The organism is Shimia ponticola, assembly GCF_007995215.1.
GTDB lineage: Bacteria > Pseudomonadota > Alphaproteobacteria > Rhodobacterales > Rhodobacteraceae > Shimia_B > Shimia_B ponticola.
Genome location: NZ_VCDK01000005.1, coordinates 280,394 through 304,603, shown reverse-complemented (window position 1 = coordinate 304,603; position 24,210 = coordinate 280,394). Strand labels below are relative to the sequence as shown.

At 59.0% G+C, this 24,210-nt stretch carries 19 protein-coding genes; 10 read left to right on the top strand and 9 right to left on the bottom strand.

Features of this window, described 5'->3' with window-relative positions; translation table 11 throughout:
• The first annotated feature begins 33 nt into the window (after positions 1-33).
• Together FE702_RS11650 and FE702_RS11645 are read left to right on the top strand one after the other, a co-directional pair.
• Entirely contained in the window at positions 34-687 is a 654-nt protein-coding gene (locus FE702_RS11650) for a peroxiredoxin (RefSeq protein ID WP_147126479.1), read from the top strand.
• Between the two features lie 170 nt (positions 688-857).
• Positions 858-1,118, top strand: coding sequence for a hypothetical protein (locus FE702_RS11645; RefSeq protein ID WP_147126478.1), 261 nt, complete (start codon positions 858-860; stop codon positions 1,116-1,118).
• On the opposite strand, the gene FE702_RS11640 is transcribed toward FE702_RS11645, so the two are convergent.
• The gene (locus tag FE702_RS11640; protein ID WP_147126477.1) at positions 1,119-1,841 is read right to left on the bottom strand and encodes a L,D-transpeptidase; all 723 of its coding nucleotides are present in this window, start codon (positions 1,839-1,841) and stop codon (positions 1,119-1,121) included.
• A 183-nt stretch (positions 1,842-2,024) separates the two neighbouring features.
• Here FE702_RS11640 and FE702_RS11635 point away from each other — a divergent pair, with 183 nt between their 5' ends.
• Positions 2,025-2,216: a hypothetical protein gene (locus FE702_RS11635; protein WP_186827066.1), complete on the top strand. Its 192-nt coding sequence runs from the start codon at positions 2,025-2,027 to the stop codon at positions 2,214-2,216.
• A gap of 67 nt (positions 2,217-2,283) precedes the next feature.
• Here FE702_RS11635 and pnp read toward each other — a convergent pair whose 3' ends face one another.
• The 5 genes from pnp to FE702_RS11610 all read right to left on the bottom strand — a co-directional run bounded on the left by pnp (position 2,284) and on the right by FE702_RS11610 (position 8,685).
• Positions 2,284-4,419 (bottom strand): polyribonucleotide nucleotidyltransferase, encoded by a 2,136-nt coding sequence (gene pnp, locus FE702_RS11630; protein WP_147126475.1) that lies wholly within the window; start codon positions 4,417-4,419, stop codon positions 2,284-2,286.
• 422 nt (positions 4,420-4,841) lie between these two features.
• Positions 4,842-5,465, bottom strand: a complete 624-nt coding sequence (locus tag FE702_RS11625; RefSeq protein ID WP_147126474.1) for a queuosine precursor transporter — start codon at positions 5,463-5,465, stop codon at positions 4,842-4,844.
• Between the two features lie 227 nt (positions 5,466-5,692).
• A complete protein-coding gene (gene mepA / locus FE702_RS11620; RefSeq protein WP_147126473.1) occupies positions 5,693-6,610 on the bottom strand; it encodes a penicillin-insensitive murein endopeptidase in 918 nt (305 codons plus the stop codon).
• On the bottom strand, positions 6,580-8,007 hold the full coding sequence (locus tag FE702_RS11615) for an MFS transporter (protein ID WP_147126472.1): 1,428 nt from the start codon (positions 8,005-8,007) through the stop codon (positions 6,580-6,582). Before FE702_RS11615 ends, mepA begins: the two co-directional genes overlap by 31 nt.
• A 105-nt stretch (positions 8,008-8,112) precedes the next feature.
• On the bottom strand, positions 8,113-8,685 hold the full coding sequence (locus tag FE702_RS11610; protein ID WP_147126471.1) for an acyl-CoA thioesterase: 573 nt from the start codon (positions 8,683-8,685) through the stop codon (positions 8,113-8,115).
• A 127-nt stretch (positions 8,686-8,812) separates the two neighbouring features.
• Between FE702_RS11610 and FE702_RS11605 the strand changes: the two genes are divergently transcribed.
• The 3 genes from FE702_RS11605 to yaaA all read left to right on the top strand — a co-directional run bounded on the left by FE702_RS11605 (position 8,813) and on the right by yaaA (position 12,104).
• Positions 8,813-9,100 carry a YggT family protein gene (locus tag FE702_RS11605; protein WP_147126470.1) on the top strand — a complete coding sequence of 96 codons (288 nt, stop codon included), beginning with the start codon at positions 8,813-8,815 and terminating at the stop codon, positions 9,098-9,100.
• Between the two features lie 108 nt (positions 9,101-9,208).
• Complete coding sequence (recQ, locus tag FE702_RS11600) at positions 9,209-11,254, top strand: DNA helicase RecQ (RefSeq protein ID WP_147126469.1); 2,046 nt, start codon at positions 9,209-9,211, stop codon at positions 11,252-11,254.
• Positions 11,255-11,321: 67 nt separating this feature from the next.
• The gene (gene yaaA / locus FE702_RS11595) at positions 11,322-12,104 is read left to right on the top strand and encodes a peroxide stress protein YaaA (RefSeq protein ID WP_147126468.1); all 783 of its coding nucleotides are present in this window, start codon (positions 11,322-11,324) and stop codon (positions 12,102-12,104) included.
• Between the two features lie 88 nt (positions 12,105-12,192).
• On the opposite strand, the gene FE702_RS11590 is transcribed toward yaaA, so the two are convergent.
• Positions 12,193-12,981: a phosphodiesterase gene (locus FE702_RS11590; RefSeq protein ID WP_147126467.1), complete on the bottom strand. Its 789-nt coding sequence runs from the start codon at positions 12,979-12,981 to the stop codon at positions 12,193-12,195.
• A gap of 175 nt (positions 12,982-13,156) precedes the next feature.
• Positions 13,157-14,182 carry a hypothetical protein gene (locus tag FE702_RS11585; RefSeq protein WP_147126466.1) on the bottom strand — a complete coding sequence of 342 codons (1,026 nt, stop codon included), beginning with the start codon at positions 14,180-14,182 and terminating at the stop codon, positions 13,157-13,159.
• Here FE702_RS11585 and FE702_RS11580 point away from each other — a divergent pair.
• Together FE702_RS11580 and FE702_RS11575 are read left to right on the top strand one after the other, a co-directional pair.
• The gene (locus tag FE702_RS11580; RefSeq protein WP_147126465.1) at positions 14,181-14,906 is read left to right on the top strand and encodes a hypothetical protein; all 726 of its coding nucleotides are present in this window, start codon (positions 14,181-14,183) and stop codon (positions 14,904-14,906) included. The genes FE702_RS11585 and FE702_RS11580 overlap by 2 nt on opposite strands.
• A 62-nt stretch (positions 14,907-14,968) precedes the next feature.
• On the top strand, positions 14,969-15,865 hold the full coding sequence (locus FE702_RS11575; protein ID WP_147126464.1) for a hypothetical protein: 897 nt from the start codon (positions 14,969-14,971) through the stop codon (positions 15,863-15,865).
• On the opposite strand, the gene FE702_RS11570 is transcribed toward FE702_RS11575, so the two are convergent.
• Positions 15,855-16,475: a hypothetical protein gene (locus FE702_RS11570; protein ID WP_147126463.1), complete on the bottom strand. Its 621-nt coding sequence runs from the start codon at positions 16,473-16,475 to the stop codon at positions 15,855-15,857. The genes FE702_RS11575 and FE702_RS11570 overlap by 11 nt on opposite strands.
• A 287-nt stretch (positions 16,476-16,762) precedes the next feature.
• On the opposite strand from FE702_RS11570, the gene FE702_RS11565 reads away from it, so the two are divergent.
• Together FE702_RS11565 and pbpC are read left to right on the top strand one after the other, a co-directional pair.
• On the top strand, positions 16,763-22,174 hold the full coding sequence (locus FE702_RS11565) for an alpha-2-macroglobulin family protein (protein WP_147126462.1): 5,412 nt from the start codon (positions 16,763-16,765) through the stop codon (positions 22,172-22,174).
• The gene (gene pbpC / locus FE702_RS11560) at positions 22,174-24,168 is read left to right on the top strand and encodes a penicillin-binding protein 1C (protein ID WP_147126461.1); all 1,995 of its coding nucleotides are present in this window, start codon (positions 22,174-22,176) and stop codon (positions 24,166-24,168) included. Before FE702_RS11565 ends, pbpC begins: the two co-directional genes overlap by 1 nt.
• Positions 24,169-24,210 lie beyond the last annotated feature (42 nt).

Genomic DNA, 24,210 nt, shown 5'->3' with positions numbered 1-24,210 from the left:
CTAGACGTCAAATCGCTTTATCAGGAGAACCCCATGGCGCTTCGTATCAATGACACAGTTCCCAACCTGTCGGTTACGACCGATCACGGCGAGATTTCGTTGCACGACTGGATCGGCGACAGCTGGGCGATCATCTTTTCGCACCCCAAGGACTTTACCCCGGTCTGCACCACGGAATTCAGCGCCGTCGCACAGCTGAGCGCAGAGTGGGCCGCCCGCGATACCAAAGTGCTTGGCGTGTCCGTCGATGGTGTCGAGGATCACATCAAATGGAAGGCTGACATTGAATCCTTTGGCGGTGCCAAGCCTGACTTTGCGATTGTCGCGGATGCCGGGCTTGAGATGGCCAAGGCATTCGACATGTTGCCTGCCGAGGCCGTACTGCCCGACGGCCGCACGCCTGCCGACAGCGCGACGGTACGCTCGGTCTTTATCGTTGGCCCGGACAAGAAACTGAAACTGTCGATGACCTACCCGATGACGGTTGGCCGCAACTTTGCCGAAATCCTGCGGGCGCTTGATGCGCTCCAGACTTCGGCCAAGGAAAACATCGCAACGCCTGCCGACTGGACAGTCGGTCAGGACGTGGTTGTGCCGGTCGCTGTGTCCGATGAAGACGCAATCGCCAAATACGGCGCGATCGACACCAAGTTGCCCTACCTGCGCATGGCCAAGCTGCCGTCCTAAGCCAAAGGCACCCTCCGACCGAAAAAGGGCGCGTTCTTCGCGCCCTTTTTTTCGTTTGCAGGACCAGTGCGCGAATAACACGATTTCGGCATGACCGGGCCGCTCGGACTTGCCCTTTTTGATTGGGTATTCTTACGGTATCCCAACACCTCGGGTCGGGAGATTTTCAGATGTATCGTGTCGCGTTTCTTGGATTGGCAATCGCTGGATTGGCCGCATGTGAACCCATACCCGGAGAAGGCACGATCAACTTGCCCGAGCAGGTGATTGCGCTTGCCGGACCGGGTCAGGACCTGACCACGGCGCGCGTGCTCGAATCCGACGGATGCTATTGGTACGAACACACGAACGTCGTGGAAACGACCCTCTTGCCGCTTCGGACGGTTGATCTGCGGCCGATCTGTACGCGGCCGCAAACCCCTGACGCGTAATCAGCTTGCGGCAGTGATCGTTTCTGCCGGGTAAAGGTGCGCCGTCGATCCGGTGGCGACCTCGTCATAAAGCCCGATGATGTGCGCCATCACCATCCGTACACAGCCCGAACTTGCGCGACCGCCAATGGACCGTGGCGCTGTGGTGCCATGGATGCGCAAATAGGTGTCGCGGTTACCCACATAGAGATAGAGCGCGCGCGACCCCAGCGGGTTGCGCGGACCGCCATCAACACCGTCTGCGTATTGCTCAAACGCTTCAGGTTCGCGCTCGATCATGGATTTGGTCGGACGCCATGTGGGCCACTTGGTCTTGCGCTTGATTGTGTAGGTGCCCGGTTCGTAGAGGTTGCCCTTGGCAATCGCCACGCCATAGCGCATCGCGGTACCATCTTCCCGCACGTGATACAGATAGCGCGCGACGGCATCGACATGGATGTCGCCGGGTGTCAGCCCTTCATTCGCCTCAACCAATTGCGGCAGGAAACGCGGGTGAAAGCCCCAAGGGTTGGTTGTGAAGGGATCGTAGTTGGCAGGCGTCACACGCGCATCCCACGTGTCCCACATCGCACGGTTCGAAACTGGCGGACGAGGTTTTGGGGCGGGCTTTGGTGTCGGAGCGGCAGCAGTTTCGACAACTGGTTCCGCCTCTTGTGCCAAAAGTGGCATCGCGGTCGAGAACAATGCCCCGGAGGTTGCAATGAAATGGCGACGTGTCAGCATGTCGGAATTCCCTGATTTTTACTCGTCATATCGGAGTGAACGCACGATTTGCAGTGAGGGTTGCAAGACTTTTGGGCGGTGTACCAGTACCTCTCAAAAAATTCATCTAATTGCACCTCGTCTTGCAGAAGTGTTCTATGGCTGCGTGGGCACAAGATATGCCCAATTGTACCGAGGAGTAAGATGATCGTGTCCAAGAAAACGCTACTGATGATCTGTGTTGCCGGTTTCGCCCTTGCGGGCTGCATGCAGGATCCCGCAGCCGAGATGACCGATGCCCAAATGGCAGAAGCCGACGCCGCCCGCGCCGCTGCCATCGAAGCCGAATGCAAGCTTTATGAAGGGACGGGCATCACCCCTGCCGAATGCCAGTAAACGCGACAACAAAAAAAGGCCCTACTGAGCAGGGCCTTTCTTGATTTCATAGAGTGCGAGCCGAGGATCACTCCTCTGCCGCTTCCTCTTTCTTGATCTCTTCGCCAGTCTCCTGGTCGACCATCTTCATCGCCAGGCGCACCTTGCCGCGGTCGTCAAAGCCCAAGAGCTTCACGAAGACTTCCTGACCTTCCTTCAGAACATCTGATGGGTGGTTCAGGCGGCGGTTTTCGATCTGGGACACGTGGACCAGGCCATCACGCTTGCCGAAGAAGTTCACGAAGGCACCAAAGTCCACGATCTTCACGACCGTACCTTTGTAGATCACGCCTTCTTCCGGCTCTGCGACGATCGAGTGGATCATGTCGTAGGCTTTCTTGATAGCTTCACCGTTTGGCGATGCGATCTTGATCACGCCGTCGTCGTTGATGTCGACTTTCGCGCCCGAGACTTCCACGATTTCGCGGATGACCTTACCGCCCGAGCCGATCACTTCGCGGATCTTGTCGGTTGGGATGTTCATCGTCTCGATGCGTGGGGCGTGGACGCTGAATTCCTGCGCGCCGGTGATGGATTTCGCCATTTCGCCCAGGATGTGCAAACGGCCAGCTTTCGCCTGCGCGAGAGCCTTCTCCATGATCTCTGGCGTGATGCCTGCAACCTTGATGTCCATCTGCAGCGACGTGATACCGGCCTCGGTACCCGCCACTTTGAAGTCCATGTCGCCCAGGTGATCTTCGTCGCCCAGGATGTCGGTCAGGATGCCGTAGCTTCCGTCGTCTTCGAGAACCAGACCCATGGCCACACCGGCGACCGGTGCCTTCAGCGGAACGCCGGCGTCCATCATGGACAGCGAACCACCACAGACCGACGCCATCGAGGACGAGCCGTTGGATTCAGTGATCTCGGACACGACGCGGATGGTGTAAGGGAAGTCGGTTGCCGCTGGCAGAACCGCCTGCAGCGCGCGCCATGCCAGTTTCCCATGGCCGATTTCGCGGCGACCGGGCGAACCCACGCGGCCCACTTCACCCACGGAGTATGGAGGGAAGTTGTAGTGCAGCAGGAAGTTCGACTTGTAGGTGCCTTCCAGCGCGTCGATCATCTGTTCGTCGTCGCCGGTACCCAGAGTGGTCACAACCAGACCCTGTGTTTCACCACGGGTGAACAGGGCGGAACCGTGCGTACGTGGCAGCAGGCCGGTCTGGCAAACGATGTCACGGACTTCATCCAGCGCACGACCGTCGATGCGGCGGCCATTCTTGACTACGTCACCGCGCAGAACGTTCGATTCCAGCTTTTTCAGCGCGGAACCAAGGTTTGCGTCTTCCAGCTGTTCTTCGGTCAGGGCGGCTTTGATCGCTTCTTTCGCGGCGGCAACAGCGGCGGTGCGCTCTTGCTTGTCGCCGATTGCGTAAGCGTCGCGCATCGCGGCTTCACCAGCGGCTGCAACAGCGGCGTACAGGTCAGAGTAATCCGGAGGCGTGAACTCAAAAGGCTCTTTCGCGGATTCTTCGGCCAGCGAGATGATGCAGTCGATGACAGGCTGGATCGACTGGTGCGCAAAGTTCACGGCACCCAGCATTTCCTCTTCCGAAAGCTCGTAGGCTTCGGACTCAACCATCATCACGGCGTCTTTGGTGCCGGCGACAACAAGGTCCAGACGTTGCTCTGGGTTGTTGCGCAGCATCGACATGTCGTCGACGGTTGGGTTCAGCACGTATTCGCCATCAACGAAACCAACGCGGGCACCCGCAATTGGGCCCATGAACGGCGCGCCCGAGATCGTCAGAGCAGCCGAGGCGGCGATCATTGCGACGATGTCAGGGTCGTTGACCAGATCGTGGGACAGCACGGTGCACATCACGAGGACTTCGTTTTTGAAGCCGGGCACGAACAGCGGGCGGATCGGACGGTCGATCAGGCGCGCGGTCAGCGTCTCTTTCTCGGTTGGGCGCGCTTCGCGCTTGAAGAAGCCACCGGGGATTTTACCAGCGGCATAGTATTTCTCTTGGTAGTGCACGGTCAGAGGGAAGAAGTCCTGCCCTTCGCGTTGCTGCTTGGCAAAGGTCACGTTGGCCATGACCGAGGTTTCGCCCAGCGTGGCAATCACGGTGCCGTCTGCCTGACGGGCAACCTTGCCGGTTTCCAGGGTCAGCGTTTCTTCGCCCCACTGGATTGATTTTTTCACTTCAGTAAACATCAGCGTATCCTGTTTGAAGGCGCTCCCAGGCGTATCCCGGGTCCTTCGTTTCCATGGCGGCCCCATTGCCGCCGGTTCCTGTCCTTTGCACAACGCCGGAACCTGAGCGTTACGTCACAGATGGGGGGCGCATAACTGACTTTGGGGAATTTGGAAAGCCATCGCTGCGGCGGCGCCGCAGCGGAACATGATCAAACGAAAAGGGCCGCCCCGGTGATGGGACGGCCCTTCGAAGTTTACGGAGGCGGGACTGGTTAGGTCATCTCGCCAACTGGGACGCCTACGCGTCAAGGATTGCCTTAACGGCGCGCCTCCCCAGCTGTTCCAACCCCATTCTCCAGAATCTTCATCGACACTAGATCACCTCCTTTTCTCATGTTTCACCTGTATCTCAGGTTGGCATGGTGAAGGTGAAAGTCAACTTATTCTGCAGCTGTCATCCGATTTTGTACGATCATTCGGAACGGGATGAGCGCTATCAAGGCAAGGGTCAGTTTCACACCCCAGTCTGCGACTGCCAGCGACACCCAGAGCGGAGCCTCAGGACCAGCGCCAAACATTGGGATCACTTCTTGGGCCCATGTTGGCATGTTCTCGGCTTCAAGACCGTTGAAGGTTGCTGAGAAAGCGATGGTAAAGAAGATGGCCGTGTCTACCGACGATCCGATCAGGGTCGAGGCGAGCGGCGCGCTCCACCAGTTGCCTTCGCGGAGGCGATTAAAGATGGCGACATCGATCAGCTGCGCGGTCAGGAAGGCAATGCCTGATCCCATGGCCACCCGGAAGGTCACCAGTGGTCCGAACTCACCCATGATCTGGGTGCCGACCAAAGAGCAGAAGATGCCGACGATGAAACCGACAAACACAACTTGCCGGGCGGCAGATGGTCCATACAGGCGGTTCATGAGGTCCGTTACAAGGAAGGCAAGCGGATAGGTGAACGCCCCCCATGTCAGCCAATTCCCGAACAGGAATTGGACAAGAATATTCGAGGCCAAAACGATAGTGGCCATGGCAAGGATGCCGGGTAGGTGCTTGCGATCCATTCTAAGTGCCCGTTTTGTCAAGGTTGCGGTAACTTGGCAGAACGCGTCTCATACGCGAACAGCAGGGGCGTCGTATTGCCGCAGCGCACCATGTGCAAGTGGATTCGGTCAAGGCAAATCCAAAAAATACCGCCTTTCACGCGACGAAAGTCCAAGCAAATTGCGTTTGTGATCACACTTTCTGTCGCGTGATCACGATTTGAGGCCATTTCTGTGAATCTGCGTTGTCAGTTCGCCGTCAGCAGTGCTTCACAGGCCTGCGGAAGATCCCGCACTTGCAACTCGCGTCGCGGCTTGGGTTTTGGCGCGTTTGGGTCCGGCGGGGGCGGATCAAGGATGTCTCTGACCCATCTTTCCGCATCATCGCATCCGTCTCCTGCGGGCACAGCCACTTGCGGAGTGCAATCCGGCGATCCGCGTGGACAGGACAGCCGGACATGGAAGTGATAGTGGTGCCCCCACCACGGTCTGATCTTACGCAGATAGCTGCGATCGCCGGTTTCGTTCCGGCACATATCGACCTTGGCTCCCGGAAACACGAAAATCCGTTCGACGCGCGGGTCGCTTGCGGCCAGTTTCAGCACTTCCCGGTGTTCTGGGGTCCAGTTGCTGTTGGTGTAAGCTCCGGCGCTGCGCCGTGTTGAAATCGAACTCAGGTTCTCGCGCTCGGTGCGCGTCAGGTTGAGGCGTTTTGGCGGAAGCATCCACATGTCGACGTCGATGCCATTCTGATGGCTGACGTGACCTGTGCGCATTGGGCCACCACGGGGCTGGCTCATGTCGCCGACATATAAGCCCTCCCACCCTGGCAATTCCGCGACTTTGGCGCTGAGTTCTTGGATATAGTCAATGAGAACGGGATGACCCCAGTTCCGGTTTCGGCTCAACCGCATTGCCTGCCATGTTGGTCCGGTCTCAGCCAGTTGCATGCCACCTGCGAGACACCCTGTGGAATAGCCGCCATAGACACGCGGACGATCGGTGCTTGCGTTTTCGATCGCGCCAAAGAGGTGCTTGGCCACCCGTGTATCGGTGCTTGCCACCTTTGGTGCGGGCGACATGGTTGAGGTGGACTGACCCGACGGCCCGCAGGCGGCCAGCAAAAGCGCGGCTGCTATGGCGCAGGAATTGAGGATTTTGACCATTCTGCCCGATCTCCCTCTGGTTGGACCCAGCGTAGCAGGATCAAACCCAAAAGGAAGAGCGCGATGACCGGGGAAAATCCAAGCCGCGCATCCTGCAGCATCCATGTAAAGAGCGCGATCAACCCCGGTGCCAAGAAGGCTGTTGCCTTGCCAGACAGAGCGAAAAGCCCAAACGCCTCGGTTGGGCGTTCTGGATGTGTGTGGCGCACCATCATAGACCGTGACGCGGAATAGATCCCTCCGCCTGCCGCGCCGATGACCGACCCACAGACATAGAGCGTCACATCAGGAACGTAGAGGTCACCGAGCATCGGCAACCCAACAAACACCGGATCAGGGTTGAAGGGGATGCCGTAGAAATTGTCGAACGACATGCCCACAATCGTGGCGCTGACGATGATGAGCGACCAGATGCAAAACAGAATGACGGGCTTTGGTCCAAAGCGCCGATCAAAGCGTCCCGCAATTGTTGTGCCGATTGCGGCCATGATTGCGCCGATGATGCCAAAGAGCGCGATGTCCATGAGCTGCCAGTCAAGGACCAGCGCGGCGTAGACCCCACCGAAAGCGTAGAGCGCATTCAAAGCGTCACGATAAAACATCGAAGACAGCAGGAAGTTCAGCAGACTTTTCCGCTGTACGACATTCTTGAGTGAAACCTGTAGATCGCCAAGCGCCTGCCCCATGCCGCCCCGGCGGTTCGGCGTGCGACCTTCGCGAACAAACATAAAGTAAGGGATCATAAAGACCGCAAACCAGATAGCTATAAAGGGCCCGACAGCCCGCGTACCTTCGCGTTCAAGACCGTTCAACCCTAGCGCAGGATCGGTGCCAAGCAGCGTCTTGCCCTCCGAAAGCTCGAAGAAGAAGACAAGCATGATCACCAGCGCGACCACGCCGCCCCAATAGCCAAGCGCGGCCCCGTCTCCGGAAATCTTTCCGATTTCCTCTTTGCTTCCAAGCGACGGCAAAATGGCGTTGGTAAAGATCAGTGCAAACTCTGCGGCTACAAAACCCACCAGGAATGCAATCAGACAGAACAGCCAAGCCGAGCCATCAGGTACCATGTACCATAGCAGCCAGCTTGCGATGACGTAGATGATGGAAAACAGAATGAGCCACGGCATCCTGCGGCCCGTACTGTCGGCATAAGCTCCGAGGATGGGTGCCGTGATCGCAATGAAGAACCCAGCCAGCATCTGGCCCAGCGACCAGATCGATTGCGACTGTGCGTCAGCCGCCTTTTCGTCCAGACCCGTACCCATCAGGTATTGGGCGACTGTATCCGCAAAATACGGCCCGAATATAAAGGTCAGTCCAAGTGTGTAGTAGGGCTGTGAGGCCCAATCAAACGCCATCCAGCCCCAGATACGCTTACGCGCGCTGACTTCGGCCATTCCCGGCCCCCATTCTTTATTGGAGGCTGACGCCTCTCTTCCCCACCCGGCACTAAACCGGGCAAAGGCTTTTGGAGCAAGGATTATGAGAGATTTGGACGGATTTTATCCGGCCCTTGGCACTGAGGCAGCCACGTCCTCGGCGGCCTGCATCGGTGGCCAAGGGCGCGTTGCCTCAGCCGTGGTCCAGTTGAGCGCCCAGTCCGGGAGTTGCGGAGACACGGGATCAAGTCCGGCGACGCGCGCCAGTTCTGACGTCGGCACCGCGCGATGGTTTGCGACAACGGCCGTGCGAAACAGGCAATGATTTGCGACCTCGCCTGAGGTCTTGATCATGGCCTGCTCGATATACACAAACCGCTCGTCCCAGCCCAACATCCGCGTTTTCTGCGTAAAGCGTTCGAACGGTACGATGCGCTTGCGGTAACGGACCGATGCCCCCGCTACGGCGAGCCCCCATCCTTGGGCTTTGAGCTGTGGCCAGAAGCCTGTGCGCACCACGTGCTGAAACCGCCCGAATTCATAGAGCGTCAGAATACGGCCGTTGTTCATTTCTCCGAACATGTCGCAGTCAAACGGAGAACAGCGGTGGCGCGTTTCCAACGGGTCCCAAAACCCGATGGTCGGCTGACGACGGGCATGGAACAGGTTCAGGGCGAGGCGAGCAAAAGGGTACATAGCTTAGGGCGTCTCTCAACTTGACGCGAAGGTCAACCGTGGGCGCGCATTGCCTTGGCGTCAAAACCTTGTCCGAACGGCGGTTGCTCTTTATCTGGTCATCTGACCCATACAAAGGAGCCTGCCTGTGCTGGCCATCTACGGACCCATTATCCTGATCCTGAACGCGATCTTCTTTATCATGATCGTGCATATCATCATGAGCTGGTTGATCTCGTTCAACGTCCTGAACCTTGGGCAACCTGTCGTGTATTCGATCTGGTCGGGCCTGAACCGCCTGCTTGAGCCGTTTTATCAGCCGATCCGGAACATCCTGCCAAACACCCACCCGCTTGATCTTGCGCCGCTGGTGGCATTCTTGATCGTGATCAGTCTGCGCGACTTTATCGTGCCGGTCATTTTCGGGTTCGCTTAAACCTGTCCACAGGTTTTTCGGCGCGGATGATCACCGCGCCCTTGTTCACCGATTCTTAATGTGGGACCGTTCTGGTCAGAGCAGTTCTATTCAAAATCGGTGAAACACATGCCGGCCGACGCGCGCGACATCCTGCGTGACATTTTCGGATTCGACAGCTTCCGCCCGGGGCAGGAAGAGATCGTCGAAGCCGTGTCTTCCGGTTCAAACGTCCTTGCCATCATGCCGACGGGCGGTGGCAAGAGCCTATGCTACCAACTGCCAGCACTCTTGCGCGACGGTGTGACAGTTGTCATCTCGCCTTTGATTGCGCTGATGCGGGATCAAGTCCGCGCTCTGCAAGAGGCGGGTGTTTGCGCGGGTTGCCTGACATCCGGCAACACGCCCGAAGAAACCGATCAGGTCTGGGAGGATCTGGAGGCAGGACGTCTCAAGCTTCTGTACCTCGCGCCCGAACGATTGGCGGCAGGGTCATCCATGGGCATGTTGCGACGGATCGGCGTCAGCCTGATCGCCGTCGACGAAGCGCATTGCGTAAGCCAATGGGGCCATGATTTCCGGCCCGATTACCTGCGTATCGGCGAACTGCGTCGTGCGCTGGGCGTGCCGCTTGCCGCCTTTACCGCGACTGCCGATCAGGAAACGCGAGAAGAGATCGTTCAAAAGCTCTTTGATGGTGAACAGCCGCAAAGCTTTCTTCATGGCTTTGACCGTCCGAACATCCATCTTGCTTTTGCTGCCAAGGACAATCCACGCCGCCAAATCCTTGCCTTTGCGGCTGCACGCAAGGGACAGTCTGGGATCGTTTATTCAGGCACCCGCGCCAAGACTGAAACATTGGCCCAAGCCCTGCGAGAAGACGGGCACTCGGCCTGTCACTATCACGGTGGCATGGACCCAGAGGACCGGCGCGTGGTCGAGGCGCGTTTTCAACGTGAAGACGGGCTGATTGTCGTTGCCACCGTCGCATTTGGCATGGGCGTCGATAAGCCGGACATCCGTTGGGTCGCCCACGCGGACCTGCCGAAATCCATCGAAGCCTACTATCAGGAAATCGGCCGTGCGGGCCGCGACGGTGCCCCTGCCGAGACGTTGACCTTGTTTGGCCCGTCCGACATCGCGCTGCGCCGCCAACAGGTGGACGAAGGCCTCGCTCCCAACGAACGCAAAGATGCCGACCACGCGCGTCTGAACGCGCTGCTTGGGCTGGCCGAGGCGCAAACTTGTCGTCGTGCGACCCTGCTTGCCTATTTCGGCGATGAACCTGCCGATTGCGGAAACTGTGACCTGTGCGACCGCCCGCCGAAACTGTTTGATGGCACAACCCCGGTGCGCATGGCGCTATCTGCGATCCTCCGCACGGGGGAGTATTTTGGCACCGGTCACCTGATCGACATCTTGCTGGGCAATGAGACCGACAAGGTGCGCCAACGCGGACATGACGGGTTGCCGACCTTTGGGGTCGGGCGCAAATGGTCCAAGCCGCAATGGCAGGCGATATTCCGGCAAATGATGGGGCACGACCTTGTCCGCCCCGACGCCGAACGCCACGGTGCCTTGCGGATGACGCAGACGGCGCGCCCGATCCTGCGCGATGAAGAGACCATTACGCTCCGAGAAGACACCATCAAGGCGGCCCGCAGTGGACCCATCGTCAAAGCATTGGTGGGCGAAGAAGACGCGCCGCTCCTCTCCGCGCTCAAGGCGAAGCGACGTGCTCTGGCCGAGGCCGCAAAGGTGCCGGCCTATATCATTTTCAACGACAGTTCGCTCATCCAAATGGCGCAACAGCGGCCCGAGACTTTGGATCAGATGGCCCAGATCAGCGGTGTCGGAGCGAAGAAGCTTGAACGGTACGGCGCAGAGTTCCTGAGCGTGATCACTGGCGCGCAGGACAAGGTCCACCCAACACGAATGAAGCTGGCGGCCTCTGGCGATGGCGCGGTCTATGACCAATTGCTTGAAGCGCAAAACAGGCTCAAACGCGGTGAAATGGGTACGCAGAAACCGATGTCCTGCACCCATTCCACACTGCGCCTGATCGCGGAACGGAGACCTACGACACCCGATCAACTCTATCAGGTGTCCGGCATGTCTGAACAAAAGATGGAGCGGTTTGGTGATGCCTTCTTAGAGGTGCTGCGCGACGCCTGATGTGGCTGCTTGAGGTTGCGCACATGCCTGCTATCTCAGGCAGACGGCAAGAACAGGAGGTACAGGCATGTTGGTGGTGATTTCGCCCGCAAAACGGTTGGATTGGGACCCGGTGGATCGGGACGATCTGACTTTGCCTGACTTTGACAAGAACGCCATGAGCCTCGCCAAAACGGCCCGAAATCTGACGCTGGGCGGGCTGCGTGATCTGATGGACCTGTCTGAGGATTTGGCGAAACTGAACCGCGACCGGTTCAAAGCCTTCAGCGAAGAGCCGGACGCAGACGCTCTGCGGCCCGCCATGTACGCCTTTGCCGGAGACACCTACCAGGGACTTGAGGCTGCGACGCTGGACGATGACGACGTTGCCTGGGCACAGGATCATCTGCGCATTCTGTCGGGCCTTTACGGGGTACTGCGCCCGCTGGACCAGATTCAGGCCTATCGTCTGGAGATGGGCAGCAAGTTGAAAACCCGGCGCGGCAAGAACTTGTATGACTATTGGGACAAGGAATTGTCCAAGGCCCTGAACGCCCAAGCAGAAGAGGTCGGCGCGAAGGCACTGATCAATTGCGCGAGCCAAGAGTATTTTGGAGCCGTCGACACCAAGGCGCTGAAGCTCGATGTGATCACGCCACAGTTCCTCGAAGAGAAGGACGGCAAGCAGAAGATGGTCAGCTTCTTTGCCAAAAAGGCGCGAGGGGCCATGGCCCGGTTTGTGGTGACCCAACGCGTGACCGACCCAGACGGGATCAAGGATTTCGATGTGGGCGGATATGCGTACGACGCCGAGCAAAGCACGCCCGAAAAGCCGGTCTTTGTGCGGCCCTATCCCGACACCAAATCCTAACAGGCACCGCAGCCCGCACTCTGAATTGGAGTCCGCTTGTTAGTTACGGGTGCATCTTCCTTTTAACTCGCACGAATGCGACCCGCGGTCAGGACGCATTCACCCCAAGCTCGTAGCGACAGAATTGGTCAAACTGTAACGTGACCGAACCGGCTTTAATCTGAATGACCCCGATGCTTGGCGCCTCTTTGCTCGGCTCAAACGTATCCCAGTTCCATTCAGGTCTTGGCGGCGGCGCTTGATAGAGGACAGAGCGCATGGTCGAAAACGGGATACCCCCAACCGTGCCAGAAATCGCGCGATGGACGTGCCCAACGAACATGTACTTTACGCAACCAAAGGTCGAAACCATTTCAAGGAAAGCTTGTCCGTCCTCCATGTTGTCTGTGTCCTGCGTTGGCAGGCCAAGAGGCATCGGAGGATGGTGCATAAACAGAAAGGTCGGGGTGGCTCCGGCGTCCCTTAGGCGGTCCAAGAGCCATGTGCGACGGGCCTCACAGAATTCTCCGGCGTCAGAGCCGGTCTTGTGCGTATCCAGGCAAAGAACATGTGCTTCGGGCGTCTTTACTTGATACTGTATGAATCCATACATCGCGGTGTCAGGAACAGGTAACAACTGCCGAAATAACTCCCGGCTGTCGTGATTTCCCATCATTGGATAGTAGGGCATTGCCAAGTCGGACAGGCACTTTGCCAGCCCTTTGTAGTCGGCCTCTGTTCCCCGATTGACCATGTCTCCGGAAATCACGCACATGGCGGCGTCACCATGGTGCGCGTTGATGTGTGCGATGGCAGCTTGGAGCCTTACGCGTGGATCGTGACCAAGCACCAAACCGTCTAGGGCAAAGTGAGGATCAGACATCCAGATGATCTTCATCGCGATCAGAACTCCTTTGGCACTGCGCTGGTGTGCCAACTCATTCGGACATTGGCTGCTCGGCAGGGTCCCTGCAAGGGAACGTCAATCCTGAAAGCGCCGGATGACAGACCGCGCTCTGCGACCCGACGGTGAATGCAAGTCAATCGAAGGCGAAGCACCTAGGGGTGGAGCATCATTCAACGATGATTTGGTCAATGCGGACGGGCCCCTGTCCCTGAACACTTTCGATCAGGATGGTCACCCATCTTGCAAACCGTTCGCTTCGAATGCCCGTATCAAATAGTCCATCCGGTGACATCTGTCCTCTGTTGAACTGTTGCGGGCTCGATTGGTCGTTCGATGGGTCGACCATAACGCGAACTGTCAAAGGCTTCGCGCCCGTTCCCTCCGAGACAATCCGAACCCGTTGAATGCCTTGGCCTTCGCCATCCTCAAAACCAAACGTCAATCGAACGACCTCATCGAAATCGAAATGGTATGCACCATCTTCCCTCGCCAATCCCTCTGGTCCCAGCTCTGCTGCGGTCGGAGCCGTGTTGTAACTGACAAGCGTCAGTTGATGTCTGCGGTCGCCCACATCGGCCAACCCGTCATCGGGTGTATCAATGGCCGCCACCACCGTCCGGGCGCGCCCGTCTAGCCAACGGCGGGTCGCAAATGCGATTTCTTCGATCCGAATGAACTCCATTTGCCTTTGCCCTTCAGGCGTTCTGACAGCCATTCCGATGGGATGATCTTCGACAAAGAGAAACGCTCCCGACATCCCTTGAAATGCCGTTTGCGCCGGATTGCGAAATTCGGCGACAAAGGTTTTGTGGTTGAGGGTTTCAACAATGTGCATGGGATACTGAACCAATGCGCCCCCCGGTTCAACGAACCGCAAGGTTCCAGAGAGGTTCGTTCCGGCGCTCGCAGAGGTTTGCTCGATACCATCCAGCGAAGCAGTGCATGACGCCGCACCTGCTGCCTGACCCACATAGCCAACAGCAAAATCCATGCCGTCCCAGAAATCTGCGTACGCCTCGCCTGAACCAAGGGTCGATGGGGCGGGTGATGTTTCGACCGAAATAAGCCCGGTTTCATCAAGCAAATGCCTTGGCAAAAGAGCCCAGCAGATGCCATCCTCTTTGAGGATAAAGCCTTGGCCCAGCTCTGCTGCTTCTATGCGAACGGCCTGTGCCGTTGCGGAACAGGCCATGCAGATAGAGACGAAAATGAGTATTAATGGACGCAAGTTGAAGCTCTCCCTCGCTGCAGTGTTGGCATTTACCGCTTTCGGCGCAATGGCAGAGACCGCAAATCTTGCGGTTGAACCGTTTCAGGAAACTGTAAGATCTGCAGCGAATACCGGCGGCGCCAGTGTCATGGGGCTACAGATGACCGGTGCCGACGCCGGCCAGGACATTCATGCACTTTTGCCGACTGACTGGGCCGGGCAAAGGTTTTGTGTCCGCACGGTAAGCTCGGACGGTCTGTATAGCAGCGAAAATACATATGTTGCCCCGTCCGTTCCCGCCAAGACGGTGGAAGTCCCGCATGTCACGCTCTCATCGCATCCAAGACGACTGTCGCAGCTGGTGAGCCAAAACTTTGGAATCCGCATCGCCAACGGGGATTGCACAGCATGGGATGATGAAAAGCCGGCAGCTGTAGCGTTGTGGCAGTCTGAGCAACCGGCGCAAATGCTGGAGGTTTATGTCAACGGCTTTGGCGCACAACGCCTGATTACCATTGCTGTGATTGATGGTGAACGAATGCCACCTGTGGAGTGTAACCTGATAGACGCTGAAGTTCGTGTCGCGTTTGACCGCCTTTGCCAGGTTCCAGTCAACGGCGAAACCGGAGCGGTTTCTATCACCCTCATTCCTTTCAAAGGAGGCGTACGTGGCCGGTCTGAGACCATCGAAGTCCTAATCCAATGAGCAGTGCTAATCTCGGTAAGAGAGCATTTCCGGGCCGTCATCTGACCAATAGAACTGGATCAATGCTGGGCACACTGGGCCGCACGCTCCTGATTGTTTCTTTGATCTGTATTGCTCTCATTCTTATCTCTCCAACCAGAACTGTTCAGTTGGAAGCCCGAACTCTGTCTGCCGAGGCCACGCTCTTGGGCGAGCCGTTTGGATGGGACCTGAGCGAGGGTGCAATTTGCATTCCTAGTCTTGATTTGGATTCGCCTGTGACCAGCCCGTGCAAGGATGGTGAAAGCTTTGCTGGCCTGCTCGACGGACCGGTACGGTGGGCGCAAGGTCAGCAATTGTCCGTGTTCTGGTCTGAAGATGATCTTGCGATCATCCTGCGGTCTGAAAGCAGGGATTGGCCTGCTGGAACAGTTCTTCGTATCCCTCACGCCGCCGCATTGCGAAACGGTGCCTTGTCTTTCACCGGTGAGTTGTCCATCGGGCAGGAGCTAAGCCCCGGCGCGACGGGTTACGTTCTTGATGGGACATATGCCTTTTTCGAACGCGGACTGATGACCCGCTTCTTCGATGGAACACCGGACATCATACGCAAAGGTGATCTAAGGAGAGGCGACCGCGCGCGGATCGTCTGTATCGAAAACTGGTGGAGCAAATGTAGCCACAGTGACCGTTCTGATGAAAAGGCAACCACACCCAATTTGGCTTTTGCATCCTTCATGCCAGACCATGCCGGCAAAGCAGGCTTTCACATCGTCGCGCTCGGAGAGGAAACACACAGCGCACTTGAGTTGACCTATGCCGGGCGCGACACTTCGCTGGTGATCAAACCCAACTGGGTTCAGCGCACCGCCGCAAGTTCGGGCTTGCTGGCGCTCTCGCTCCTGCTTTCTGTGACAATCCCGTTTCTGGCCGCGCTCTTTCCAAGAAAGCACAACGACCCTCAGCGGTCTACAGACTGACCTTGAATGAAAATGGGACCGAACCGGCGTTTGGAACTGTTACGCTGCCTTTGACAACACCATCTGGGTGCAAGACAGCCGGGCCAGGGACACCACGCAAGAAGAAAGTTACGTTTTCGTCTGTGATTGTGAACATGCAGCTTTCGGGCCAGTTTGCCCAAGACCAGCATTTGTTTTGTTCAAGATAGTCGCCGACGGAATAGGTGTATTGGCCGATTTTTTCCGCCGTCATTGATCCGGTTCGTTGGAAATACTGCTTGAACCAACTGAATGTGCTCGTTCCAAGAGCGCTGCCGTCGAAGCTGAATGTGACGGCAGGCTTTGTATTCAGATATGCTTCAATTGCTGTCCTACGGATGGCTGGATTTGTGCTTGTTACGCCGACTTCCAGCGCGATGCGCTGTTGCTCTAAGGAGCCCTCCTCCATCACGATTGACAAGGCACGCAGCGCTGCGTCTGGGTCCGGGTTCGACAGAATATCCCGCAGTCTCGACATTTCGTCGGGCGCCTTTGAAGCGCGCGCCTCAAGATCGTCAAGCGAAAGACCTTCGGCGTATAGGGTGCCTGCGAAAAGGAATGTCGTTAGCAGCCACACAAGAGCGTGTCGCATCGTTTCAGTTGGCCTTCTGATCATACAACCATCCCCCCGTTGGTTTGAGGTGATGTTGCAGCCTCGAATGTCATCTTGCAATCGAAGTCTCGGTTTTCGCGAATTAAGAGCGGTAATGAGATTTGCGCCTGTGCGCACGCCTGTCCAACCATACCAAAGAACTGCCCAACATGCGGCTCTACGCGTCCCGCGCGACGAGAGCCTCTGCTATCCCATAACGGCTTCCCTGACTTGCCCGACTCATGGTGCGCGTGCGACCCTCATCTCCATTGATGGGAGGAATTGGTATGCGGCGGATTTTGCTTGGGCTTTTGGGTCTGTTGGCAGCGCTTGTGGCGGCCCCGGTCATGGCACAGGATGCCGTGCCCGAGGCGCGGTATGCGATCACGCGGAACGTGGATTTGCCCGGCGGGGACATTCGCAGTCTGTTTGATACGTCGCTCGACGCCTGCATCACGGCCTGCCTAAGCGATCAGAGTTGTGCGGCCTTTACCTTCAACAGCCGTTCCAATGCCTGCTTCCCAAAGACCGTCGCGAACGAGCCCGCCGCCTATGAAGGCGCAATTTCCGCGCGGGTGTTTCGGACCTCGCAGACGGCGCAGGACCGTGGCCGTCAGCGGGCGGCGGAGTTGGCGTTTCTGAGCGATACAGATTTGTCGCGCGCGCGCAGTTTTGCCGCGAGTATCGGCCGTCGGCATGCGGCGAATGAGAACAGCTTTGATATCCTACTAAACGCGGCTCAGACCCGCGCGGCAGACGGTGATGCGCTGAACGCGATGCGGTTCACCGGGGCGGCGCTTAGCCTGCAGGACAGGGCGGACCTTTGGCTGGACTACGCGCGCTATGCTTCGCAGGCGCGGGTCGAAAGCGGGCAGCGGCGCGAATATCGAAATCGTGCGGTCCTTGCTGCGACGAACGCTTATTTGCGGTCAGAATCTGCCGGAGCTCGAGCGACGGCGCTCGGCGATTTGGCTGAGTACCTTGATGCCGCGCGTCGCGGTCGTGACATGATCCCGGCCTTGCGGCTGGCGCAGTCAATTCAGCCACGCGAGGACACAGCACGCGCGCTGGATACAGCTATCGGTAAATATGGGTTCCGCGTCGTGGACACGCAGGTGGAAAGCGACAGCGCCGAACCCCGCATCTGCGCGGTTTTCTCTGAACAGGTCGCCAAGGGCGTCGACTACACCCCGTTCGTTGCGCTTCCGGATGCGCGTCTGGCCGTGACCGCAGAGGGAAGCCAGGTTTGCGTGACGGGCGTAAGCCATGGCGCGCGTTACGCGCTCACATTCCGAGAGGGCCTACCTGCTTCCTCTGGCGAGGCACTGCATAAATCCGTGCAGCAGACGCTCTATGTCCGCGACCGAACCGCTGCCGTGCGGTTTCCGGGGCGCGCATTCGTTCTTCCGAAAACCGACCTTGCTGCCATCCCGGTTGTGAGCGTCAACACCCGCGAGGTGGAGTTGAGCCTGAAGCGCCTATCGGACCGCAATCTTTTGCGTGTCCGACAGGAAGGGCTGTTTGGTCGGCCGCTCTCAACTTGGGACCTGCAACGCTTTGACACCGATCTGGCCGTCGAAGTCTGGACCGGGACCGGAACGGTGGGCGAAGAGTTGAACCGCGATGTGACAACGCGTCTGCCAATGGCAGAGGCCTTGGCGGATCAGCCGCCCGGTATCTACGCTTTGCAAGCCTCCATCCCCGGTGTCGACAGGTTTCAGCAATCACCGGCGACACAGTGGTTCGTCGTGACGGATTTTGGATTGCGCAGCCTGTCCGGTGCCGATGGTCTGACGGTCGAGGCGCGCAGTCTTGCCGATACGTCGGCGCTGAGCGGCGCGACGGTGACTCTGATTTCCCGGTCGAACACTGTCTTGGCTGAGGCTGAAACGGATGGTGACGGTATCGCCCGTTTTGCGCCAGGTTTGATCAATGGGCAGGGCGGGAATGCCGCCGCACTGGTCACCGTGCGCTCCGACGATGATTTCGCCTTTCTGTCGCTACAGGACGCAGCTTTTGATCTGTCGGACCGGGGCGTCGAAGGGCGTGCGCCTGCGGGTGCGGTGGACGTGTTCCTGACGACCGATCGCGGTGCCTACCGCGCGGGCGAAACGATCCACACAACTGTTCTGGCTCGCGACGGGCGCGCACAGGCGCTGAACGATCTGCCGATCACGGCACATCTGAAGCGACCTGACGGTGTAACCTATCAAAGCCGGGTGTCGATGACGGCTTTGGCGGGCGGGCATGTGATGTCTTTCCCTCTGGCGACGACGGTGCCGCGTGGCACGTGGGAAGTCGCGGTTTATGGCGATCCGGACGCGCCGCCGTTGCAGACAACGCAGGTTCTGGTCGAAGATTTCGTGCCCGAGCGCATCGATTTCGAACTGGACCTTCCAGAGCAGTTGACTGCCGGGCAGCAGGCCGACCTGACGGTCGAAGGACAGTACCTGTTCGGTGCGCCCGCCGCGAACCTTCCGATTGAGGGTGAGATCATTTTGCGTGCCGCGTCCGAAGTGGAAGGGTTTTCCGGTTATCGTTTCGGTCGCCATGATGATCCGTTCCGACCCGAACGTGTGTCGATCCTGCGCGCGGCGCAAACTGGCGCGGATGGCGCGCTGACACAGGCAATTCGCGTGCCAACCGCTGAAGGTGACCCCCGTCCCTTCACCGCCGAGGTCGCCGTGCGGATGTCAGAAGGGTCGGCGCGCCCGGTCGAACGCCGCGTGACGCGACCTGTCGCACCTTGGGGCGATGTGATTGGCATCAAACCCGCCTTTGACGGCGTCGTGCCAGAGGGAACCGAGGCCGCGTTCCAATTGGTGGCCTTGTCGCCCGACCTGCAGCCAACCCAGCGTGCCGTGACATGGACCCTGAACCGTATCGAGACGCGCTATCAGTGGTATCAACTCTATGGCGATTGGAATTGGGAACCGGTAACGCGCCGCACGCGGATTGCGACCGGGGAGGTTCTGACCGGTGCTGATCCCATACAGATCAGCGCGCCAGTGGACTGGGGTCGGTATGAACTTATCGTTGAGGCCGATGGCGGCACCTATACCGCATCGTCCATGGCATTCTATGCGGGGTGGTACGCCCCGGCAGAGACGTCCGACACGCCAGACACTTTGCAGGTCAGCCTGAGTGCAGACAGCTACGCGGTGGGTGATACAGCGCAACTGCGGATCAATGCACGGGATGCCGGGCTTGCGGTGATAGAGGTGCTGTCGAACCGCGTTTTGTCGCGTGACGTCATTCAGATTGCGGCGGGTGAGACCCTTACCGACGTTTCGGTGACCGACGATTGGGGCAGCGGTGCCTATGTTGCTGCAACGTTGCTGCGTCCCATGGATGTGGCCGCAGGGCGCAATCCGCATCGGGCACTCGGGTTGGATTACGCATCGGTCGATCCGGGCACCAAGCAATTGGCAGTGGCATTAGATGTGCCCGAGACAGCCAATCCGCGTGGTCCTCTGGACATTGGCATCGCAGTGGATGGCGTGAGCAATGACGACACCGCCTATGTCACACTCGCTGCTGTTGACGTGGGTGTTCTGAACATCACCAACTTTCAGTCGCCTGATCCGTCCGCGCATTACTTTGGTCAGCATCGCCTTGGTGTCGAAATGCGTGACCTCTACGGGCGGTTGATTGACGGGCTGAACGGGGCAACGGGCGTTGTCCGGTCTGGCGGGGATGCACTATTTGGGCTTGATATGGCCTCGCCCCCGCCCACCGAAGAGGTTGTCGCGTTTTTTCAGGGACCGGTGACAGTTGTCGATGGGTTGGCAGAGGTTACGCTGGACCTGCCAGAGTTCAACGGCACCCTGCGCCTGATGGCGGTTGCGTGGTCTGATACCGGTGTTGGACAAGCCGAAGCCGAGTTTATCGTCCGAGACCCAGTCGTGCTCGCGGCGTCTTTGCCGCGTTTCCTTGCACCCGGTGATCAGGCTGAGATGCTCCTTGATTTGACCCATGTCGAGGGACCGGTCGGTCGCGTCAGCCTTGATATCGTAGCCGATGGCGTAGCACTTGGCGCGTTCCCGTCCGGTTTGGATTTGGCGCAGGACGAGCAAGTGCGCGTGCCCGTGGCAATGACAGCGGGCGAAGTCGGTGATGGAAGCCTGTTGATCCGATTGACCACGCCGGGCGGCGAAAGCCTGACCAAGACGCTGGCGCTGGGCATTCGGGCAAATGACCCCGAGCAGGTGGTCACGCGGCGCTTTGCGCTGGAGCCGGGAGCGACGTTGACGCTGGATGATACGGTTCTGGCTGGGTTTCAGCCGGGATCCGCACGGGCGACCACGTCTTTTGGTCCACTCGCGCGCTTCGATGCGCCGGGGCTGTTAGAGGCGCTGGATCGGTATCCTTATGGCTGTACCGAGCAGATGACGTCTGTGGCCATGCCGCTTTTGTATTTTGATGCCGTGTCCTCGGCCATGCAGTTGGGCGATGGGCGGTCCGTCAGTGAACGGATCGAGCAGACCGTTGCCCGCGTTGTGGCGCGCCAGTCGTCGAACGGTTCATTCGGCCTTTGGGGTGTCGGATCAGGTGACCTTTGGCTGGACGCCTATGTGACAGACTTCCTGACCCGGGCGCATGGCTTGGGCTACACAGTGCCGGACCGTGCGCGGCAATCAGCGTTGGACAACCTGCGCAATCGCGTGAACGCCGCGCCGGATTTCGACAGCGGGGGTCAGGATCTGGCCTATGCGCTGTTTGTGCTGGCGCGCGAAGGCGCGGCCGCGACCGGCGACCTGCGCTATTATGCAGATGTGAAGGCAGACGCGTTCACGGGACCGCTGGCCAAGGCGCAATTGGGGGCTGCGCTGGCCTCTTATGGGGATCAAACGCGGGCGGACCGGATGTTTGGCCTCGCTGCGCGGGACATGGCGATACGGTTTGGTGAGGAAGACCCGGTTTGGCGATCGGATTACGGCACCAACCGGCGTGATGCGGCAGCCGTCCTGACGCTTGCTGTCGAAAGCGGCACGACGCTGATCGACCGAGAAACGCTGGCGCGCGCGATCAGCCAGCCGGGTGAAAGGGTCTCCACGCAAGAGGCGGCTTGGTCGCTGTTGGCTGCAAACGCAATGATCAATGCGATGCCAGGAGGACAGATTGCAATCGACGGTGCGCCTATGGTTGGGCCGATGCTTGCTACCTACGAAGGTGACGGCAAGCGCTTGATCGAAAACCTGTCTGACTACTCCACCGATGTCACGTTGACCACATTCGGTGTGCCGACCGTGGCCTCACCAGCGGGTGGTGACGGCTACGCGATTGAGCGGCTTTATTTTACGATGGAGGGCCAGCCGCGCACTCTGCAAGGTTTGACGGTTGGAGAACGCTTTGTGACGGTCCTGCGTGTGACGCCATTCGGGGATCGCGGTGCACGATTGATGGTCAATGATGCCCTGCCAGCGGGGATCGAAATCGACAATCCGAACCTGATCCGCAGTGGTGATCTGAGCGGTCTGGATTGGCTTCAGACCGCCCGGCCTGAATCCACCGAATTCCGCAGTGATCGCTTCCTTGCCGCCGTGGATTGGCGCAGCGATAGCCGGTTTGAACTTGCCTATATCGCCCGCGCGGTGAGCCCGGGGTCTTTCCATCATCCAGCGGCGAGTGTTGAGGACATGTACCGTCCCCGCTATCGCGCGTGGACCGATGCGGGCCGTGTGGACATTTCCCGCTAATGCGGGCTTGGCCGTACTTTACGCTTGCGCTGGGTCTGTTCTGCGCGGGGCTGGGCGCCGATGCGTTTCGCGGCTGGGTTGCACGCGCTGATTTGCCGGACCTGACCTACGTCACCTCGGTCGAGGTCGTGGCGCAGGACGGCCAACTCTTGCGCGCCTATCCGGTCGAGGATGGGCGCTGGCGCATGGCGGCGTCTCTGGACGGCGTGGACCCTGCCTTTGTCGAGGGGCTGATCCGATACGAGGACAAGCGATTCTGGACGCACTCCGGCGTTGACCCGCGCGCCATGGTGCGGGCGGCGTGGCAAAGCCTGCGCGCCGGGCGGATTGTGTCAGGTGGATCGACCCTGACCATGCAGGTGGCGCGATTGCTTGAGGATAGCGGGACCGGTTCCATCAAGGGCAAGCTTCGTCAGGTTCGGGTCGCATTGGCGCTGGAACAGCGGCTGAGCAAAGAGCAGATCCTGACGCAATACCTGCACCGTGCGCCTTATGGCGGGAATGTCGAAGGCATCCGTGCTGCGTCGCGACTTTATCTGGGCAAGGACCCTCGCCGCCTGACACCTGCAGAAATTGCCGTTCTGATCGCGTTGCCGCAGGCCCCGGAAGCGCGCCGCCCGGATCGCAACCCTGAAGCTGCCTTGGCTGCTGCTGCGCATGTGCAGGCGGTGTTGAAGGGTCATGGCACGTTGCCGGATGAGGCGGATACCGGGCTGGCCCGTCGTCTAGTGCGCACGACCATGCCACAGCTTGCGCCGCATCTGTCAGATCGTGCGCAGGCGGCAATGCCTGATGCTGCGCTGATTGAAACCACGCTCGACGCCAATTTGCAGATCGCGCTGACGCGCCGCGCAGAAGATTGGCGGCATCGTCTGGGGGATAACCTGGCTTTTGCCATTGTGGTGGCCGACCATCAGACGGGCGCGATGCGGGCGCATCTGGGATCAGCAGGTTTCACACATGAGAATGGCGGATTTCTGGACCTGAGCACGCGCTTGCGTTCCCCCGGATCGACATTGAAGCCGCTGGTTTACGCGATGGCCTTTGATCAGGGTCTTGCCCATCCCGAAACGATCCTGAGCGACCGCCCACTGGATTTCGATGGCTATGCGCCACAAAATTTCGACGGTCAGTTCCGAGGTGACATCGCGGCCCGCGAGGCGCTTCAACTGTCGCTGAACCTGCCAGTCGTCAGCCTAACCGAAGCGCTCGGTCCGGCGCGGCTCATGGCTAAGCTTCGCGCAGCGGGATTGGAACCAAAGGCTGCCGGTGCGCCGGGTTTGGCGCTTGCGCTCGGCGGTGTTGGGACGACGCTCGAAGATCTGGTGCGGCTCTACGGTATGCTGGGGCGGGGCGGCACGGTGATGCCGCTGCATTGGTCCGAGACAGGGCAGGACACCCCGCAGATCCTGTCGCGCTCTGCGGTGTGGCAGGTGACGAAGGCCTTGGATGATTTGCCTGCCCCGTCCGGATATGCGGGTGACGACATCGCCTACAAAACCGGCACATCCTATGGCCACCGCGATGCTTGGGCGGTGGGTTACGATGGCAGACATGTTGTGGGCGTCTGGATCGGACGACCCGATGGAACAGCCGTTCCGGGTGCGTTTGGCGGAACCTTGGCGGCTCCGATGCTTTTTGAGGTTTTCGGAGTCATGCAGCGTGAGCCTCTGGCCCCACCGCCGCCGGAGACCTTGATCGTGACAAACGCCAAGCTGCCCACACATCTGCAACGCTTTGGCGGGGTAAGCGATGGACCAAAGCTGGACCTTGTATTCCCGCCGGATGGCGCGGTTTTGTCGTTGGACGGAGACGTTCCGGCAAAGGTCCGCGACGGTCAGCCGCCGTTCACGTGGCTGGCGGACGGCGTGCCTGTGCTAAGGACACGGGATCGTTCGGCGCTTTTGCCTTTGACCGGACTGGGTTTTCGGACGCTGGCCATCGTGGATGGTGCTGGCCAATCCTCTCGCGTGACTGTGGAACTGCGGCACTGAAAAACGGCGCGGAGGAGGAACCGCGCCGTTCTCATGGTCTCT

Bases quoted from the DNA above. Each gene is read 5' to 3' on its own strand.
- FE702_RS11650 (WP_147126479.1), top strand. From the start codon at position 34: ATGGCGCTTCGTATCAATGACACAGTTCCCAACCTGTCGGTTACGACC.
- FE702_RS11645 (WP_147126478.1), top strand. From the start codon at position 858: ATGTATCGTGTCGCGTTTCTTGGATTGGCAATCGCTGGATTGGCCGCA.
- FE702_RS11640 (WP_147126477.1), bottom strand. From the start codon at position 1,841: ATGCTGACACGTCGCCATTTCATTGCAACCTCCGGGGCATTGTTCTCG.
- FE702_RS11635 (WP_186827066.1), top strand. From the start codon at position 2,025: ATGATCGTGTCCAAGAAAACGCTACTGATGATCTGTGTTGCCGGTTTC.
- pnp (WP_147126475.1), bottom strand. From the start codon at position 4,419: ATGTTTACTGAAGTGAAAAAATCAATCCAGTGGGGCGAAGAAACGCTG.
- FE702_RS11625 (WP_147126474.1), bottom strand. From the start codon at position 5,465: ATGGATCGCAAGCACCTACCCGGCATCCTTGCCATGGCCACTATCGTT.
- mepA (WP_147126473.1), bottom strand. From the start codon at position 6,610: ATGGTCAAAATCCTCAATTCCTGCGCCATAGCAGCCGCGCTTTTGCTG.
- FE702_RS11615 (WP_147126472.1), bottom strand. From the start codon at position 8,007: ATGGCCGAAGTCAGCGCGCGTAAGCGTATCTGGGGCTGGATGGCGTTT.
- FE702_RS11610 (WP_147126471.1), bottom strand. From the start codon at position 8,685: ATGTACCCTTTTGCTCGCCTCGCCCTGAACCTGTTCCATGCCCGTCGT.
- recQ (WP_147126469.1), top strand. From the start codon at position 9,209: ATGCCGGCCGACGCGCGCGACATCCTGCGTGACATTTTCGGATTCGAC.
- yaaA (WP_147126468.1), top strand. From the start codon at position 11,322: ATGTTGGTGGTGATTTCGCCCGCAAAACGGTTGGATTGGGACCCGGTG.
- FE702_RS11590 (WP_147126467.1), bottom strand. From the start codon at position 12,981: ATGAAGATCATCTGGATGTCTGATCCTCACTTTGCCCTAGACGGTTTG.
- FE702_RS11580 (WP_147126465.1), top strand. From the start codon at position 14,181: ATGCAGATAGAGACGAAAATGAGTATTAATGGACGCAAGTTGAAGCTC.
- FE702_RS11585 (WP_147126466.1), bottom strand. From the start codon at position 14,182: ATGGCCTGTTCCGCAACGGCACAGGCCGTTCGCATAGAAGCAGCAGAG.
- FE702_RS11575 (WP_147126464.1), top strand. From the start codon at position 14,969: ATGCTGGGCACACTGGGCCGCACGCTCCTGATTGTTTCTTTGATCTGT.
- FE702_RS11570 (WP_147126463.1), bottom strand. From the start codon at position 16,475: ATGCGACACGCTCTTGTGTGGCTGCTAACGACATTCCTTTTCGCAGGC.
- FE702_RS11565 (WP_147126462.1), top strand. From the start codon at position 16,763: ATGCGGCGGATTTTGCTTGGGCTTTTGGGTCTGTTGGCAGCGCTTGTG.
- pbpC (WP_147126461.1), top strand. From the start codon at position 22,174: ATGCGGGCTTGGCCGTACTTTACGCTTGCGCTGGGTCTGTTCTGCGCG.